General features: G+C 71.2%; 17 protein-coding genes and 1 pseudogene. 5 read left to right on the top strand and 13 right to left on the bottom strand.

Annotation, left to right across the window (positions count from 1 at the left end):
* The 3 genes and pseudogenes from BLV05_RS38720 to BLV05_RS25840 form a co-directional block, all read right to left on the bottom strand.
* Positions 1–149 (bottom strand): annotated as a pseudogene (locus tag BLV05_RS38720) (LLM class flavin-dependent oxidoreductase); the annotation flags it as partial.
* 66 nt (positions 150–215) lie between these two features.
* The gene (locus BLV05_RS25845) at positions 216–1,166 is read right to left on the bottom strand and encodes a hypothetical protein (RefSeq protein ID WP_046767522.1); all 951 of its coding nucleotides are present in this window, start codon (positions 1,164–1,166) and stop codon (positions 216–218) included.
* On the bottom strand, positions 1,163–2,440 hold the full coding sequence (locus BLV05_RS25840; protein WP_046767523.1) for a cytochrome P450 family protein: 1,278 nt from the start codon (positions 2,438–2,440) through the stop codon (positions 1,163–1,165). Before BLV05_RS25840 ends, BLV05_RS25845 begins: the two co-directional genes overlap by 4 nt.
* Positions 2,441–2,516: 76 nt before the next feature.
* Between BLV05_RS25840 and BLV05_RS25835 the strand changes: the two genes are divergently transcribed.
* The 3 genes from BLV05_RS25835 to BLV05_RS25825 are packed head-to-tail and all read left to right on the top strand — an operon-like array spanning position 2,517 to position 5,763.
* Positions 2,517–4,025: an NAD(P)-binding domain-containing protein gene (locus tag BLV05_RS25835; RefSeq protein ID WP_046767524.1), complete on the top strand. Its 1,509-nt coding sequence runs from the start codon at positions 2,517–2,519 to the stop codon at positions 4,023–4,025.
* Positions 4,026–4,078: 53 nt separating this feature from the next.
* The gene (locus BLV05_RS25830; protein ID WP_046767707.1) at positions 4,079–5,104 is read left to right on the top strand and encodes an alpha-hydroxy acid oxidase; all 1,026 of its coding nucleotides are present in this window, start codon (positions 4,079–4,081) and stop codon (positions 5,102–5,104) included.
* Complete coding sequence (locus tag BLV05_RS25825) at positions 5,101–5,763, top strand: sulfotransferase family protein (protein ID WP_046767525.1); 663 nt, start codon at positions 5,101–5,103, stop codon at positions 5,761–5,763. Before BLV05_RS25830 ends, BLV05_RS25825 begins: the two co-directional genes overlap by 4 nt.
* Here BLV05_RS25825 and BLV05_RS25820 read toward each other — a convergent pair.
* Positions 5,744–7,156: a class I adenylate-forming enzyme family protein gene (locus BLV05_RS25820; protein WP_046767526.1), complete on the bottom strand. Its 1,413-nt coding sequence runs from the start codon at positions 7,154–7,156 to the stop codon at positions 5,744–5,746. The genes BLV05_RS25825 and BLV05_RS25820 overlap by 20 nt on opposite strands.
* 152 nt (positions 7,157–7,308) lie before the next feature.
* Between BLV05_RS25820 and BLV05_RS25815 the strand changes: the two genes are divergently transcribed.
* Positions 7,309–7,614, top strand: coding sequence for a hypothetical protein (locus tag BLV05_RS25815; RefSeq protein ID WP_046767527.1), 306 nt, complete (start codon positions 7,309–7,311; stop codon positions 7,612–7,614).
* A gap of 207 nt (positions 7,615–7,821) precedes the next feature.
* Here BLV05_RS25815 and BLV05_RS25810 read toward each other — a convergent pair whose 3' ends face one another.
* Complete coding sequence (locus BLV05_RS25810) at positions 7,822–8,271, bottom strand: pyridoxamine 5'-phosphate oxidase family protein (protein WP_046767528.1); 450 nt, start codon at positions 8,269–8,271, stop codon at positions 7,822–7,824.
* Positions 8,272–8,503: 232 nt separating this feature from the next.
* On the opposite strand from BLV05_RS25810, the gene BLV05_RS25805 reads away from it, so the two are divergent.
* Complete coding sequence (locus tag BLV05_RS25805; RefSeq protein ID WP_046767529.1) at positions 8,504–8,698, top strand: hypothetical protein; 195 nt, start codon at positions 8,504–8,506, stop codon at positions 8,696–8,698.
* A gap of 102 nt (positions 8,699–8,800) precedes the next feature.
* On the opposite strand, the gene merB is transcribed toward BLV05_RS25805, so the two are convergent.
* The 8 genes from merB to BLV05_RS25765 all read right to left on the bottom strand — a co-directional run bounded on the left by merB (position 8,801) and on the right by BLV05_RS25765 (position 14,353).
* Positions 8,801–9,433, bottom strand: coding sequence for an organomercurial lyase MerB (merB, locus tag BLV05_RS25800; protein ID WP_052762246.1), 633 nt, complete (start codon positions 9,431–9,433; stop codon positions 8,801–8,803).
* The gene (locus BLV05_RS25795; protein WP_046767530.1) at positions 9,430–10,392 is read right to left on the bottom strand and encodes an alkylmercury lyase family protein; all 963 of its coding nucleotides are present in this window, start codon (positions 10,390–10,392) and stop codon (positions 9,430–9,432) included. Before BLV05_RS25795 ends, merB begins: the two co-directional genes overlap by 4 nt.
* Positions 10,389–10,802: a MerR family transcriptional regulator gene (locus BLV05_RS25790; protein ID WP_046767531.1), complete on the bottom strand. Its 414-nt coding sequence runs from the start codon at positions 10,800–10,802 to the stop codon at positions 10,389–10,391. Before BLV05_RS25790 ends, BLV05_RS25795 begins: the two co-directional genes overlap by 4 nt.
* Before the next feature lie 61 nt (positions 10,803–10,863).
* Entirely contained in the window at positions 10,864–11,898 is a 1,035-nt protein-coding gene (locus tag BLV05_RS25785; RefSeq protein ID WP_046767709.1) for a flavin-containing monooxygenase, read from the bottom strand.
* Complete coding sequence (locus BLV05_RS25780; RefSeq protein WP_046767532.1) at positions 11,895–12,230, bottom strand: ArsR/SmtB family transcription factor; 336 nt, start codon at positions 12,228–12,230, stop codon at positions 11,895–11,897. Before BLV05_RS25780 ends, BLV05_RS25785 begins: the two co-directional genes overlap by 4 nt.
* A 101-nt stretch (positions 12,231–12,331) precedes the next feature.
* The gene (locus BLV05_RS25775; protein ID WP_046767533.1) at positions 12,332–13,543 is read right to left on the bottom strand and encodes an RNA polymerase sigma factor; all 1,212 of its coding nucleotides are present in this window, start codon (positions 13,541–13,543) and stop codon (positions 12,332–12,334) included.
* Positions 13,540–13,881 (bottom strand): YciI family protein, encoded by a 342-nt coding sequence (locus BLV05_RS25770; RefSeq protein WP_046767534.1) that lies wholly within the window; start codon positions 13,879–13,881, stop codon positions 13,540–13,542. Before BLV05_RS25770 ends, BLV05_RS25775 begins: the two co-directional genes overlap by 4 nt.
* A gap of 4 nt (positions 13,882–13,885) precedes the next feature.
* Positions 13,886–14,353, bottom strand: coding sequence for a VOC family protein (locus BLV05_RS25765; protein ID WP_046767535.1), 468 nt, complete (start codon positions 14,351–14,353; stop codon positions 13,886–13,888).
* Positions 14,354–14,416 lie beyond the last annotated feature (63 nt).

Genomic DNA, 14,416 nt, shown 5'->3' with positions numbered 1-14,416 from the left:
GCCGCCGCCCCTGGACATCGGACCCGAGGGCCTTGCGTTCCTCGAGCAGCTGGCGAACCCGGCCGCGGCGGCCGGGCCGAGTGCAGTGCCGGTGAGGTCACGCCGATGCCGAGCCTGATGCGGCTGGTGGCTATCGCGCATGGACCCAGGGCGACGAAGGGGTCCGGATCGAATCGACGTCGCTCAGCATGACGGGTTCCGGCGGTGGACGAAGGTCACGACCATGGGGCCGTCGGGTACCAGATGAGGTCGTTGCGGGCGAGGATGCGGACGTCCCAGTAGAGGAAGGTGAAGACGCCGACGACGATGAACGACGCGCCGGTGATGACGGCCAGCCGGGCCGGCCGGGCGATCAGCCAGCGGCCCGCTCGGCCGCCTGTCACCAGCGCGAGGAGCACGAACAGCACGGCGATGAGGACGATGTTGCCGAGCGACTGGAGCATGAACGCCGCGGCGCCGTAGAACGGGTTGCCGCTTTCGGCGGCGTCGCGGAAGAGCTGGCGGAACAGGCCGAACGGCCGGCCGATGAGGAAGCCTCCGATGAGGGCGCCCATGAGGAGCATGCGGGCCCCTGGGAACCGTCGGGAGATCCGCTCCAGTGGGTCCGGGACGAGGCGCAGTGCGGCGAGGCCGAGGTAGAGGAAGGCGAGGCCGATGATCCCGAAGGCCACCATGGACTGGATGTTGCGCGGCGAGAGACCTTCTCCTCCTTGTGCGGTGGAGAACTGGGGCATGCTCGTGCCGACCAGCCCCACGATGAAGCCGTACACGCCGGACACGGTCAGCACGCCCACCGTGAGCCACCCGAGCGGCTTGAGCACTTCGCGCAGCCGCTCGCTCAGCGACGGCCGCGAGCCGACGAGCGGGGCGACCGCGCTGAGCGCCGCGATGTTGCAGGCGGTGAACGTCCCCGCCATGCCCGTCGCGAAGGCGAACGCGATGCCGGAGAGGACACCGGTGATCGGCGCGTCCTCGGCTTCGTGACCCAGCACGGTGTCGGCGACGCTGGCGCCGATGGTGTCGTCCACGAAGCTGGCCGACCATACGACGGTGAGCAGGAATCCGGCGATCACACTGACGACGACCACCAGCCATGGGCGTCGCACGCCGGACGGGGACTCGGGGGTGACGACGGGTCGCTGGGTTGCGGTGTCTTGTTCGGTCATGTCCTGATCCCTTCGAAGTACCTCTGGCACAGGCGCAGGCGGCGCGCGTCCCACACCATGTAGGTGCCGAGAACGAGTTGGACGATGCTGCGCGATACGTCCTCCCACCTGTCGCGGACTCGCATGAGCGCGAGCCTCGGGGCACGTAGCGGGACGGAGGTGCCGCGCGGGGCCATCAGGCAGGGACCGCGGTTGGGCAGTGCGCGCGTGTGCGCCGCGGTCGTCGCGAGCGTGTGGTCGCGGAGGAGCTCGCGGGTCACCGCCTTGACGGTGACGGGGGCGAGGTGCCAGGCGGGGCAGGGGCGGTTGGCGGCCACGCCGAAGGGGATGTACCCGCCCGAACGGTGGAACTCCGGATAGTCGAAGCACAGGACGGAGCCGGCGGGGAGCGTCCGGTCCGATGACAGCTCGACGTCGGCCGTCGTGATGCGGTGCGCCACGCCGAACAGCGGGTACCGGCGCAGCGTCTGCTCGAACGCGTGGTCGAGCAGCGCCTCGTCCGAGGCGGCTCGCTGCAGGGCGTCGTCGGCCGCCAGCGCCATGAGCAGGTGTGCCGTCGCCTCCGAGCTCTGCACGACGGCGGTGTTGAAGAACGTGCCCTGCAGGTAGAACGCCTGCTCTCTCGGCTGCAGCGACGACGGCAGCTCGTGCGGCACGTCGTCGAGCACCCGCTCCAGGTGTGCCGTCAGCCGGAGCCGGCGGTCCAGGTGCCGGAGGCCGGTGCACTTGAGGGCGGTGATGACGTCGTCGGCGTTGCCGACGATCAGTGCGCGGACGTCGTCCGTGCACGGCCGCTGGAACACCACACGGTGGTAGAACTCCGCCCACACCGGCATGACCAGGTCGCGCAGCCGCACGACCTGTGACCGCGCCGGTGCGCCCAGGGTGGTGTGCAGCGTGGCGTGCAGGCTCTGCACCGCCAGCCGGTCCGCCTCGGCGGTCGGCATGGTGAGGATGCGCCGGGTGCAGTGCGCCACCTCGTCGTAGACCGGCCCCGGCTCCAGGTGCTCCTGGTGCACCTCGGCGCCGGGGGACAGCCAGTACCAGAACAGGTCGGACAGCCCGGCCCCGTGACTGCGTCCGTTGACCGCCGGATGTGAGTAGATCTCCAGGAAGCGGGACTCGTCGATGAGCTCGCCCGGGACCTGGATCCCGTCCGGACCGTTGATGCGAGCGAACACCCACATCCGCAGCGCGACCACCAGGTGTGGCAGCCAGTAGGGCAGGCTCGCCACCGCGACCAGTGCGACCACCGTGACCAGGACACCGTTCACGGTCCGTTGTACGGGCCGACCGCGGCGTAGGGATTTCGCCGCAATCCATTTGGTCGAGATTCGCGTAGTACGGGTCGTGGCGTCTGCAGCAGTCGACTACGCAGTGATCGGCGCGGGCCCGGCCGGCCTGCAGGTGGCGTACTTCCTCGGCAAGGCCGGGCGTGACTACGTCGTCCTGGAGAGCGGTCCGACGCCTGGCACGTTCTTCCGCACCTTTCCGCGCCACCGGCGGATGATCTCGATCAACAAGCCGCACACGGGCTGGCACGACCCCGAGAAGGACCTGCGGGTCGACTGGAACTCGCTGCTCTGCGACGATCCGGCGCTGCGGTTCACCCGCTACACCGACCGCTACTTCCCGGACGCCGGCGACTACCTGAGCTACCTGGCCGACTTCGCGCGGGGCCTCGACATCCGCTACGACTGCCGGGTCGGCCGGGTCGACAGGCGGGACGGGGAGAGCGGGTGGTTCGAGCTCGGCTGCGAGAACGGCGACACGATCCATGCCAGGCGGGTCATCGTCGCCACCGGGTTCGGTGCGGCGAACGTTCCGCCAATCCCGGGCATCGAGACCACCGAGCGCTACGCGGACGTGTCCGTCGACCCGGACGACTTCACCGACCAGCGCGTGTTCATCATCGGCAAGGGCAACTCCGCGTTCGAGACCGCCGACCACCTGACGGAGCGGGCGGCGGTCATCCATGTCGCGGGTCCTCGGGCGATCAACTTCGCCTGGCGCACCCACTTCATCGGTCACCTGCGTGCCGTGAACAACAACTTCCTCGACACGTACCAGCTGAAGACGCAGAACATGGTGCTCGACGGTGACATCCTGCGGATCGAGCGCGGTGCTGACGAGTACGTCGTCACGTTCTCGTACGCCCGCAGGGACAAGGTGGTCCAACTCGCCTACGACCGGGTCATCACCTGCACGGGGTTCCGGATGGACTCGTCCGTCTTCGCCACCGGCTGCCGCCCCGAGCTGACCATCGACGACCGGTTTCCCGCGCTCACGCCCGAGTGGGAGTCGGTGAACGTGCCCGGCCTGTACTTCGCCGGGACGCTCACGCAGTCACGCGACTTCAAGAGGTACACGAGCGCGTTCATCCACGGCTTCCGGTACGGCATCCGCGCGCTCGTCCGGATGCTGGAGCAGAAATACCACGGCGTCGAGTGGCCGCATCGCACGGTCGCCGCGGACGACCTCGCCGACGCCGTGCTCGAGCGCATCAACCGCACCTCCGCGCTGTTCCAGCAGTTCGGCTTTCTCTGCGACGCCTTCACACCCGATGGGCGGTACGTCGAGGAGCTGCCGCTGGCCTACGTGCCGTTCGCCGACTGCTTCACCGTCAGTCTCGAGTACGGCGCGGGCCACGACGCCATCGACCCGTTCGACGTGCGGGCCGGCCGGGAGTGGGAGGCGGACCGGTCGCACGACGACCGCTACCTCCACCCGGTGGTCCGGCGCCGCAGGGCCGGCGAGGTCGTCGCGACCTACCGGCTGCCGGAGGACATCTGCAACGACTGGACCGACGAGCAGGTGTATCGGCAGCCGCTGCGCGCATTCATCAAGGACTGGCTGTGAACGGGGGCGCCGTCGACCTGACGGCGGCGTCGACGTCCGAGGCCCTGGATGACATCGTGAACGTCCGCGACTTCGAAGCGGCCGCCCGGGACCGGCTGAACCGCGTCCACTACGACTACTTCGCGAGTGGTGCGCAGGACGAGGTGACGGTCGCGGCCAACGAGGCGGCGTTCGGCCGGCGGGCGCTGATCCCACGGGTGTTGCGCGGCCCGGGTGCGCCGGCACTGGAGACGACGCTCCTCGGGCAGCCGGCGTCGATGCCGGTCCTGATCGCGCCCACCGCGTTCCACCGGCTGGCCTGGCCCGAGGCGGAGGTGGCGACGGGGCGCGCGGCCGCGGCAGCCGGCGTGATCATGATCGCGGCGATGCTGTCCACGGTCACCGTGGAGGACATCGCGGCCACGGGCGCGAAGCTCTGGCTCCAGCTCTACGTCCAGCCGGACCTCGCGTTCACCGAGTCGCTGGTGCGGCGCGCGGAGGCGGCCGGCTGCGGTGCACTCGTCGTGACGGTGGACTCGCCCGCTCTCGGCCGCAACGAGCGGGGCGACCGCAACGACTTCCACGACCTGCCGCCGGGTATGCGCTGCGCCAACATGGGCGGCGACGGGCACGTGCGCGACGTCGTCCTCTCGCCCGAGATCAGCTGGCGGCACCTCGACTGGCTGCGCCGGACCACGTCGCTGCCGATCCTCCTCAAGGGCGTGCTGCACGACGCCGACGCGCGGCTCGCGGTGGAGCACGGTGCGGACGGCATCATCGTGTCCAATCACGGCGGTCGGCAGCTCGACACCACGCCGGCTTCGCTGGACCGGCTGCCGCTCATCGCGGACGCGGTCGCGGGCCGGGTGCCGCTGCTGCTCGACGGCGGCGTGCGGCGCGGCACCGACGTCGCGAAGGCCCTGGCGCTGGGCGCGCAGGCGGTGGCCGTCGGGCGCCCGGTGCTCTGGGCGCTGGCGGTCGCCGGGGAGGCAGGCGTCAGGCGGCTGCTCGAGCTGATGCGCGGCGAGCTGGCCAACGCCGTCACGCTGCTCGGCGCGGGCGCACCCGCCGACGTCACCAGGGACCAGGTGGTGCCATGAAGGTCATCGGAGTCGGTGTCGGACGCACGGGCACGCTCTCGCTCAAGGCCGCCCTCGAGCGGCTCGGATTCGGACCGTGCTTCCACGGCCGGCACGTGCTCGACCATCCGGACCGGTTATCTCTGTGGGACGCCGCGGCGGCGGGTGACCGCGTCGACTGGAACGCGGTCCTAGCGGGATACACCTCCACCGTCGACTGGCCCGGCGCGGCGTTCTGGCGTCAGCTCGCGGACGCCTACCCGGACGCGCGGATCATCCTCACCGTGCGCGACGCCGACGGCTGGTACGACAGCGTGAGCAAGACGATCTACCGGATGTTCGGCGACGGCCCGGCGGACGACCGCGTCGCCGAGGCCCGGCGGGTCGTCCGCGGCCTGGACGTCTTCACCGCCTTCCACCGCCGGATGATCTGGGACGGCTTCTTCGGCGGCCGGTTCGCCGACCGCGAGTACGCCATCCACGTGTACGAGCAGCACAACGCCGCCGTGATCCGCGACGTGCACCCCGACCGGCTCCTCGTCGTCACGCCCGGGGCCGGGTGGGCACCGCTGTGCGAGTTCCTCGGCGTGCCCGTGCCCGACGAGCCGTACCCGCACCTCAACGACCCCGAGAGGTTCTGGGCCCGGGTCGATGCACGGGTCAGCGAGTCACGGTCCTGAGGAGCGCGTTCTTGTCCGGCTTGCCGCCCGGGCTGAGCGGCACCTCGGTGATGACCTTCACCGTCGCGGGCACGCTGTTGGCACTCAGACGTTCGCGCACCAACGCCCGGAGCGCCTCGGCGTCCGGTGCGGAGCCGCCGGCGGGCACGACGAACGCGTGGACCGCTTCGCCCGTCTCCTGATCGGGCGCGCCGACGACGTACGCCTGGGCGACCAGTGGGTGTTCGGCCAGGACCCGCTCGATCGCGCCCGCGTAGCACACCTCCGCGTTGACCATGATCACGTCGCGGGCCCGGCCGGTCAGCCGGAGGTAGCCCTCGTCGTCGAGGTAGCCGAGATCCCGGGTGCGCAACCAGCCGTCGTGCAGCACCTCGCGGGTCTGCTCCGGGTCGTTCCAGTAGCCGGTCATCAGGTGCGGGCTCCGCACGTAGATCTCGCCGTCCCGCTCCGCCACCTGCACCGCCGGCAGCGGCCGCCCGACCGTGTCGTCGTGCCCGGTGATGATGTCCTTGGGGGTGAGCATCGAGATGACGCCGGCTTCTCCCTGCCCGTAGCCCTGCCACACGATCGGGCCGAGTCGCCGGGTCGCCGCCCCCAGGATGTGCGGTCCCGCCGGCGACCCGCCGATCACGACGGCACGCAGGCTGCGGAGATCGGCGGAGGCGCCCAGCATCTGATGCAGCCGGGCCGGCGGCATGAGGGCGGCGGTGACGCCGTACCGCTCGATGGCCTGCGGAACCTCGAGCCCGTCGGGAAGCACCACGGTGCCGCCGCCCACGAGCGTGCGTCCGAGATAGGTGAACATGACCGGACCGGCGAGGTTCTCGGAGATGAGGCACCGCTGGAAGCCCGTCATCAGCCGAGCCAGAGCCGGCGCCCAATGGTCGCGCTGATGGGCGAGGCTGATCGCACGGTACGTGTGTGCGCACGCCTTCGGCGCGCCGGAGGTGCCGCTGGTGAAGGTGAGGCGGGCGACGTCGTCCGGCCGGGCGAGTTCCGGGATCGGCACGGCCTCGGCTGCGGACCCGGCGCCGGCGAGCAGCTCACCCAGAGCGAGGGCCGGCCGATCCACGAGCTGGTCGGTGACGACGACGTCGACCAGGTCCAGCGCTCGCGCGAGCTGCCGCGGACTCCACCCCAGTCGTGCCGCTGCCACGCGACACCCCAGCGCGTGCGCCGCCAGGTGCGCGGCGTACGCCTCAGGCGACAGCGACAGCACCAGACCGACGCCCGTCCCTCTGGACACCCCGGCTCGCTGCAGCGCGCCGGTCAGCTGCCGCACCATGGCGAGCAGCTCACCGTACGTCACCGTGCGGCGGCCCACCTCGAACGCCGCTCGACCGGGCGCGGCGCGCAGCGCCTCCAGCACCGGCCCCGGAAACAGCATGACCATGCCGGTAGTACGGGAGAAACGCCCCAAGGGATTCGGGCGCCCCCATCGCGAGGCAGGCTCCCAGCGACCGCAGTGCGCGTTGCGTGGGCGGAGTGCTCCGACGTGTTCAGCCGGTTCGACGGCACAGGCTCACGCAGAGCTACATTCGATGCATGGAGGTCGTGTTCTCCGCGGCCGCCGTCATCTCGTTGCTACTGGCGATCTGGGCGGTCTGGTACGCGCGCCGAGCGGTGGCCGTCGTCAACCGGTCGGCCCGGACGACGCTGAGTGTCATGGGCCGCGTATGGACGGGAGCCTGGTTCCGGCTCGATCACGTCAGCCGGCACCGCTATGTCCTGCGCAACGTCGGCGCTGCGGCGGCCTACGGCGTCCGCGTCGATGTGGGAGACCTCGTCAACACGAGGGCACCTCGGCGCTCGACGAGTTCCCGGCCGGCCACGCCGAGCGCTATCTGCTGATCCAGCCGCTGCAGGCGCGCGTCACGAGGATCAGAGTGACCTGGCATGACCGGCCCGACCACCTCGACCCCGCGCGCTCGGTGCATCTGGCATTGCCGCTGGGTATCGATCGCCCCGAGCGTCAGGGCGCCTGAGGTCGGAGCCGCACCTCCGGGGCCGCGCCTTCCGGCGCCACGTCCATCGCTCACGGTCGCGGAGGATGTGGCGTCAGATGCTTGCTGGTGACTCGTCGCGATACTGGTTGGCCGGGATGAGCCTGAAGCCGGTGACGATTTGGGGATGTACGCGGATGACCTGGCCCATCGGCTGAGTGACCCATGGCTGGAGTGTTCGTTCGTACCGGACAAGCTGGCCGGCATCGGTGACGAGGTGCGCGACGCCGGTGATGACGACCATCCAACCGAGCTGGTCAACAGGGTCGATGGTGTCGGCCTCGTAGGCGACGACGGTGTCGGCGGCCGCATCGATGGCGCTGACGACGGCATCGTCGGTGTGGGTGCGGATGACGACATCGCCGTCGTCAACGACGTGGTTGACCGGGCGGATCGCCGGGAGCGCGTGCGCGGTGAAGACGATCCGGCCGAGCGAGATGGTGGCGACCAGCCGCAGGGCTTCCTCACTGTCCAGCGGTGTCAGTCGCCTAGGAGCGACGCCCATGTGGCCTCCGCGGTGACATCGATCCGGCCTGGTGAGCGGGGAACACTCAACCACCGACGGGTCCTCGATTCTGGTGCTCAGCGTCGTCAGTTATGAGGTCGCTCGCCCCTTGACACGGCTGGCGTGAGCCGTGTCATCACCCGCGAGGGTGAGGCACGGGGCCGCCCGCTGGCCCATCGCGCGCACGATATTGGAGGTATCTCGCATGGCCTCGCGGTGGTAAGGATGTGGTGTGGAGGACACGCTCACGCGCAGCGAGTTCGAGGAGCTCGTCGCGATGTATCGCCGCCAAGGGGTCGAGGTCGACGTGCGTTGGGAACATGGCGGCACCAACCCGATGCTCGTGTTCCGGTCAGCGACCGACGAAGAACGGATCGCCATCGAAGCCGCTGCCATGCGGGTCGTTCCCCGGGCTGACGAGGCTTGACACGACGATCGCGGAAATCGCGTGGGCTCCGGTGCCGCGCAGGGCGCTCAGTAGTACGGGAGGAGCCGCCCGTCGGGCTGGCCCTCGACGAGCGCCGGCCGCTCACGGGGTTGGGGCGGTCCAGCCGAGTTCGGACATCGCCTGGACGGTGACGGCGAACTCGTGGTCGATGGGGACGACGTGGCCCTCGGGATGCTGCGTGGTCCAGGTGCCGGCGGCCTCGGCGTCGATGAAGAAGTTTCCGAGGTCGCAGAGCTGGCGGCGGATGTCGTCGACAGCCTGGTCGGGGCGGATCTTGGAGACGACGGTGCTGGCGGGGGTGACGGCGACGACGTGGTCCGGGTCGACCTCGATGCGGATGCGCCGGCCGGTTGCGGGGCAGGCGGATTCGATGACGCCGGAGCGTCCGAGCATGACGGGGAACTCCAGGGCGTCGCTGGCGCAGAAGGCGTAGACGGTGCGCCCGTCGGTGGTGAAGGAGTGCGGGGTGGGTCGTAGCGTCAGTCCGAAGCCGGCGATGCGGCCGTCGTCGGTCCAGTCGACGCCGGGGTGCTTGCGCAGTTCGGTGCTGAGTTGTTCGATCGTCCAGCCGCCGGCTGTGGCGACCTGGTCGACGGTGACCGGTTCGCCGGCGGTGAGGAGTTGCCGGCCGATGTGCAGTGGCAGGTCGGTCAGGCCGAACTGGCGGCGGATGAGGCTGACGAGGTGACGGGCTTCGTCGTCGACGGTGGTCATGGGGCGACCTCCAGGAGCGGCCCGAAGACCCGGCCGGCGAGTTCTTGCGCTTCGTGCTGGTCGAGGATCTGGCCGGGGATCTGCGGGTGGGCGTCGGTCCAGGCCTGTGCGGCGGCGTGGCTGGTGAAGAAGTTCAGGTAGTCGCAGCAGCAGTCGGCCGCGGCGCCGCCGCAGGTGTCGGCGCCGACGAACACCACGGCGTCAGCCGGCTCCCACGACGTCCGGCCACCGGCCGTCGTGACGGCGACGGCGCGGCCGGTGGTGACGTCGAGGGAGTCGATCCGCGTGTCCTGACCGAGCATGGGTGCGATGCCGAGGGCGTCGATCGCGCACATCGCGTGGACGTCGGTGCGGCCGGCGATGCGGACCCGATGCCGGGTCGGCGTGGCGGAGAACGGGTACGCGACGACGATCCCTCCCGCCGGGTCGAGGCGGACGGCGTCGAGGTCGTGCAGCTCGGCGAGTGCGGCGGCGGTGCGAGCGGGGTCTGCCGTGACGGCGTCGAGGTCGGCCCGCGTGGGCGGCCGGCCGGCGGCGGCGAAGTGGCGCAGGATCGCCTGGTGCACAGCGCGCTGGGCCGGGTCCAGCGGCACGGCCCGGGCGCGCGCGGCGGCCAGGGCGTCGACGACGTCCGCCGGGCCGCTCGGCGTCGCGGCCCTGAGTGCCTGCCGCAGTTGCTCGGTGGACGGTACTGGGACGAGGCGGCCGTCGTCGTCGCGGTAGAGCCGGCAGGCGACCCCGCAGCCGCAGTCGTCAGGCGCGCCGAACGGGTCGGTGCCGTCGATGAGCAGCGTGGGCGACCCGGCCATGCCGGACGACGCGGCCTCCTCGTCGGTGGTGATCTCGCGGACCGTGACCGGCAGGTCCGTGACCTCGCGCAACCGTTCCAGCAGGGGAGCGAGGTTCGGGCACTCGGCCACGTGGAGCACGTCCAGTCGAGGGGCCGGCTCGGTGCTCATCGGCCGTCCTCCGGTCGGGGCGGCGGCTCGATGGCCACCAGCAGCCGGCAGCTGCGGTCGTCCCGCGGCAGGTCGCAGGTCTCGACGAGGTCGGCGAGGCCGTCGCGCATCCGCTGCAGGTCCGCGATCCGGGCCTCCAGATCGGACTTCCGGGCGACGGCGAGCGCCCGGGCGGCGTCGCAGCCGTCCGGGCCGCCGGCGTCGAGGTGGAGCAGCTCCTCGACCTCGTCGAGGGTGAAGCCGAGCTCCTGGGCGCGCTTGACGAACCGCAGCAGCCGCACGGTGGTGTCCGGGTAGTCGCGGTGCCCGCCCGGCGTCCGCGGCGGCTCGTCGAGAAGTCCGCGGCGCTCGTAGTAGCGCAGCGTCTCCGGGTTCACGCCCACGTGGCCGGCCAGCTCGCTCGTCCTCATGCCGCCATCATCGACCCCGTAACCCGGTACAGGGTCAAGCGCTGATGACGAAGCCCGTAGGTCAGCGCGCCAGGCGGTCGCCGAGGTAGGCCGCATCGGTGCCGACCCAGCCGATCAGTGCGGAGCCACGGGTGCGCTGGTAGGGCAGTCCGAGGAAGTGCAGGCGGGGGATCGGGCTGACGCCGGCGGTGTGCTGAGGCCAGCCGTCGCCGCCGACAGCGTGTGGGACGTCGAGCCAGCTGTAGTCGGGCTGGTAGCCGGTGGCCCAAATGACGGTGGCCGGCTCGATCATAGTGCCGTCGGCCGTGCGCAGCGCGCGGCCGACGGCACCGGCGACGCGGTCGACCACCCGGACGCCGGTGCGTCGCAGCGCCCGCGGGCCGGTGCCGATGAGCGGGTCCCGTTCCCGCATGCGCCGGCCGATGCGGCTGTCGGCCGGGATGTTCATGACGCGCAACTGGTCGAGCCAGGAGAACACGTCCCGGCCGAGGAGCCGCTGGGGCAGGACCGGCTGCCGGCGGCCCGCGGCCAGGACGACGGGCCGTGTGCGCGCGAGTTCGTCGGCGATCTGCACGCCGGAGTTACCCGACCCGACCACCAGCACCGGCCCCTCGGGAAGCTGGTCCGAGTTGCGGTAGTCCGCGGCATGGAGTTGCGCGATGTCGGGCTCCAGCCCTCCCGTCAGGGCCGGTATTGCGGGTCGCTGGAAGGGTCCGGTGGCGACCACGACGGCGCGAGCGATGTAGCCGCCTTGGGTGGTGACGGCCTGGAACCCACCGTCTACCTGCCGCAGGTGACGCACGGCGGTGTCGAGCCGCACGGGCAGACCGAAGTGGCTGAGGTAGTCGCTCAGGTACCGGGCCACCTCGTCCCTGTCTGGCAGGTGGTCCGGGTCGGCCGGAAACGGCAGGCCGGGCAGGCTGCTGTGCCGGGCCGGGGTGAACAGCCGCAGCGAGTCCCAGCGTCGCCGCCAGGACTCGCCCACCGTGCTGGCGCCGTCGACGATCACGAAGTCACGATTGGCGCGGGCCAGTTCGCGGCCCATGGCGAGGCCGGCCTGGCCGGCGCCGATCACCAGCACGTCGACGGTCGTCATGAGCAGGTGCATCCCTCGGTCGAGCAGCAGCCGGGATCGACGAACAGCGTCACCCTCAGGAGCTCGTCCAGTGCGTGGGCGATGTGGTCGTCGGAAAGGCGGTACCAGGTGTGCCGACCCTCCCTGACTGCCGCCACGAGATCACAGCCGCGAAGGCAAGCCAATTGGTTCGACATCACCTGACGCGACACCCCGAGGGCGTCGGCGAGATCGGACGGGATAGCCGGGGCCTCGCGTAGGGCGAGAAGGATCTGCGTCCTGGTCTCGTCGGCGAGCGCACGGCCCAGGCGGGTCACCGCCTCGGCGTGCGAGATCGTCGCAGTCAACGTCATGCCGTGACGATACATGATGTGCTGAACTGTCTTCGGTGCGTGAACCTGCTCTGGTGTTCCCCTTCAGATGACCGCCGCGACGCCGGCGTCACCGGTGTCGGTTACGCCCAGGTGAGGCGTTCGTGCAGGATCGCCTGCTCGGCCGGGTTGCTGGTCAGCTCCAGTGCCCGTTCGTCGGCAGTGCGGGCGTCGGCGGGCCGGCCGAGGTCGCGCAGCAGCCCGGCCCGGGTGGCGTGGAAGAGGTGGTACCCGTCCAGCCGCTCGGCCAGGTGGTCCAGCTCGCGCAGGGCCGCCGCGGGCCCGGCGGTGTAGCGCAGCGCGACGGCCCGGTGCAGCCGGGTGACCGGCGACGGCGCGAGGTGCAGCAGCATGTCGTAGAGCAGGAGGATCTGCTCCCAGTCTGTGTCGTCCCAGCGTTGCGCCTCGGCGTGACAGGCGACGATGGCGGCCTGCAGCTGGTACGGCCCGGGCCCGTGCCGGCGCGCGGCGCGGGTCAGCAGCGCGACGGCGCTGGCGATGGCCGCGTGGTCCCAGCGGGACCGATCCTGGTCGGCGAGCAGCACGAGGCCGCCGTCGCAGTCGAACCGGCCGCCCGCCCGGGCGCGGTGCAGCCTGATCAGCGCCAGCAGCCCGGCCACCTCCGGCTCGTCGGGCAGCAGTTCGTGCAGCAGCGCCGCCAGCCACTCGGCGTCGTCGACCAGCCGCTGCGAGTGCACGGCGCCGGCCGTGGACAGGTAGCCCTCGTTGAGCATGAGGTAGACGACGGTGAGCACGTCGGCCGTGCGGTCGCGCAGATCGGTGTCCGCCGGGATGCGGTACGCGATGCCGGCGTCGGCGATCTTCCGCTTCGCCCGGGTGATCCGCTGCGCCACCGTCGTCTCCGGCACCAGGAAGGCCCGGCCGATCTGCGCCGTCGTCAGCCCGCACACCACCCGCAGCGTCAGCGCCACCTGTGCCGACCGGGGCAGCGCCGGGTGGCAGCAGGTGAAGATCAGCCGCAGCCGTTCGTCCGGCTCCGGCGGGACCGGCCACTGCACCTGCGCCAGCTTCTCCCGGTACCGGGCCTCGCGGCGCAGCAGGTCCAGGCCACGGCGGCGGGCGACGGTGAACAGCCAGGCGTCCGGCCGCTCCGGGATGCCGTCGACCGGCCACCGCTGCAGCGCGGCGACGACGGCGTCCTGGACGAGGTCCTCGACGGTCGGGAAGTCGCCGATCAGCCGGACCAGGGCGACCGCGAGCCGGCCCGCGTGCTCACGCACCACACGGGCCAACTCGTCGTGCGGGTCCGCGGCCCGCGCCGGGTCCGTCGTCACGACTCCAGGGGCCGGATCTCCGCGACCGGGCAGCCCGGCCAGGCCTGCACCATGCGCAGCGCCTCGTCCAGGTCGGCGACCTCGACCTCCAGGTAGCCGCTGACCACCTCCTTGCCCTCGACGAACGGGCCGTCGGTGACGATCGGCTCCGGCCCGTCGAGGCGGACGGTGGTGGCGGTGTGGGCGCCCTGCAGCTTGCTGCCGCCCCGGATGACGTGACGATGCTCGGCCACCCACGCGTTGACCAGGTCGAAGGCACGTGCGCGGTCGTCGGGTGCCATCGCATCGAGGTCGGCGGAGAACTGCTCGGTATCGACGAACAACAGCACGTACTTCATCCGGTCAGGCTCCTTGCATCGCGGCCAGCCGGCGGCCCAGCTCGTCCTGCGCGACGTCCTCGACGTGCGTCGCGATGGTCCAGCCGTGCCCGAACGGGTCGACGACGTAGCCGTCGCGGTCGCCGTAGAACTGGTCCTGCGGCGCCCGCTTCAGCCTCGCCCCCAGCTCCACCGCCTTCGCGACGACGGCGTCGACGTCCTCGACGTAGAGGAACAGGAACGACGGCGAGCCGGGCAGCCCGCCCGCGGGCGGCGCTTCGGTCCCCATCAACGGCGACGCGTCCTCGACGATCAGGACCGAGTCGCCGATCTCGATCTCGGCGTGCGCGACGGTTCCGTCCGGCCCGGGGAAGTGCATCCGCTCGGTCGCGCCGAACGCGCCGGCGTAGAACTCCAGCGCCTTCGCCGCCCCGTCCACGACGAGGCATGGCGTCACCCGGCGGTAGTGCGCGGGAATCGGTTGCACGCTCATCAGAACGTCCTCCTGAGTACTCGACCTGAATGCATTTCTACCCATGAGACGAACGGCCCGTGG

Origin of the sequence: Jiangella alkaliphila, assembly GCF_900105925.1 — a bacterium.
GTDB lineage: Bacteria > Actinomycetota > Actinomycetes > Jiangellales > Jiangellaceae > Jiangella > Jiangella alkaliphila.
The sequence above is the reverse complement of the archived record's forward strand: the minus strand, read 5'-3'. Positions and strand labels throughout refer to the sequence as shown.

Excerpts from the sequence above, each read along its gene's own strand:
- BLV05_RS25845 (WP_046767522.1), bottom strand. The coding sequence starts at position 1,166 with ATGACCGAACAAGACACCGCAACCCAGCGACCCGTCGTCACCCCCGAG.
- BLV05_RS25825 (WP_046767525.1), top strand. The coding sequence starts at position 5,101 with ATGAAGGTCATCGGAGTCGGTGTCGGACGCACGGGCACGCTCTCGCTC.
- BLV05_RS25820 (WP_046767526.1), bottom strand. The coding sequence starts at position 7,156 with ATGGTCATGCTGTTTCCGGGGCCGGTGCTGGAGGCGCTGCGCGCCGCG.
- BLV05_RS25815 (WP_046767527.1), top strand. The coding sequence starts at position 7,309 with ATGGAGGTCGTGTTCTCCGCGGCCGCCGTCATCTCGTTGCTACTGGCG.
- BLV05_RS25810 (WP_046767528.1), bottom strand. The coding sequence starts at position 8,271 with ATGGGCGTCGCTCCTAGGCGACTGACACCGCTGGACAGTGAGGAAGCC.
- merB (WP_052762246.1), bottom strand. The coding sequence starts at position 9,433 with ATGACCACCGTCGACGACGAAGCCCGTCACCTCGTCAGCCTCATCCGC.
- BLV05_RS25795 (WP_046767530.1), bottom strand. The coding sequence starts at position 10,392 with ATGAGCACCGAGCCGGCCCCTCGACTGGACGTGCTCCACGTGGCCGAG.
- BLV05_RS25790 (WP_046767531.1), bottom strand. The coding sequence starts at position 10,802 with ATGAGGACGAGCGAGCTGGCCGGCCACGTGGGCGTGAACCCGGAGACG.
- BLV05_RS25785 (WP_046767709.1), bottom strand. The coding sequence starts at position 11,898 with ATGACGACCGTCGACGTGCTGGTGATCGGCGCCGGCCAGGCCGGCCTC.
- BLV05_RS25780 (WP_046767532.1), bottom strand. The coding sequence starts at position 12,230 with ATGACGTTGACTGCGACGATCTCGCACGCCGAGGCGGTGACCCGCCTG.
- BLV05_RS25770 (WP_046767534.1), bottom strand. The coding sequence starts at position 13,881 with ATGAAGTACGTGCTGTTGTTCGTCGATACCGAGCAGTTCTCCGCCGAC.
- BLV05_RS25765 (WP_046767535.1), bottom strand. The coding sequence starts at position 14,353 with ATGAGCGTGCAACCGATTCCCGCGCACTACCGCCGGGTGACGCCATGC.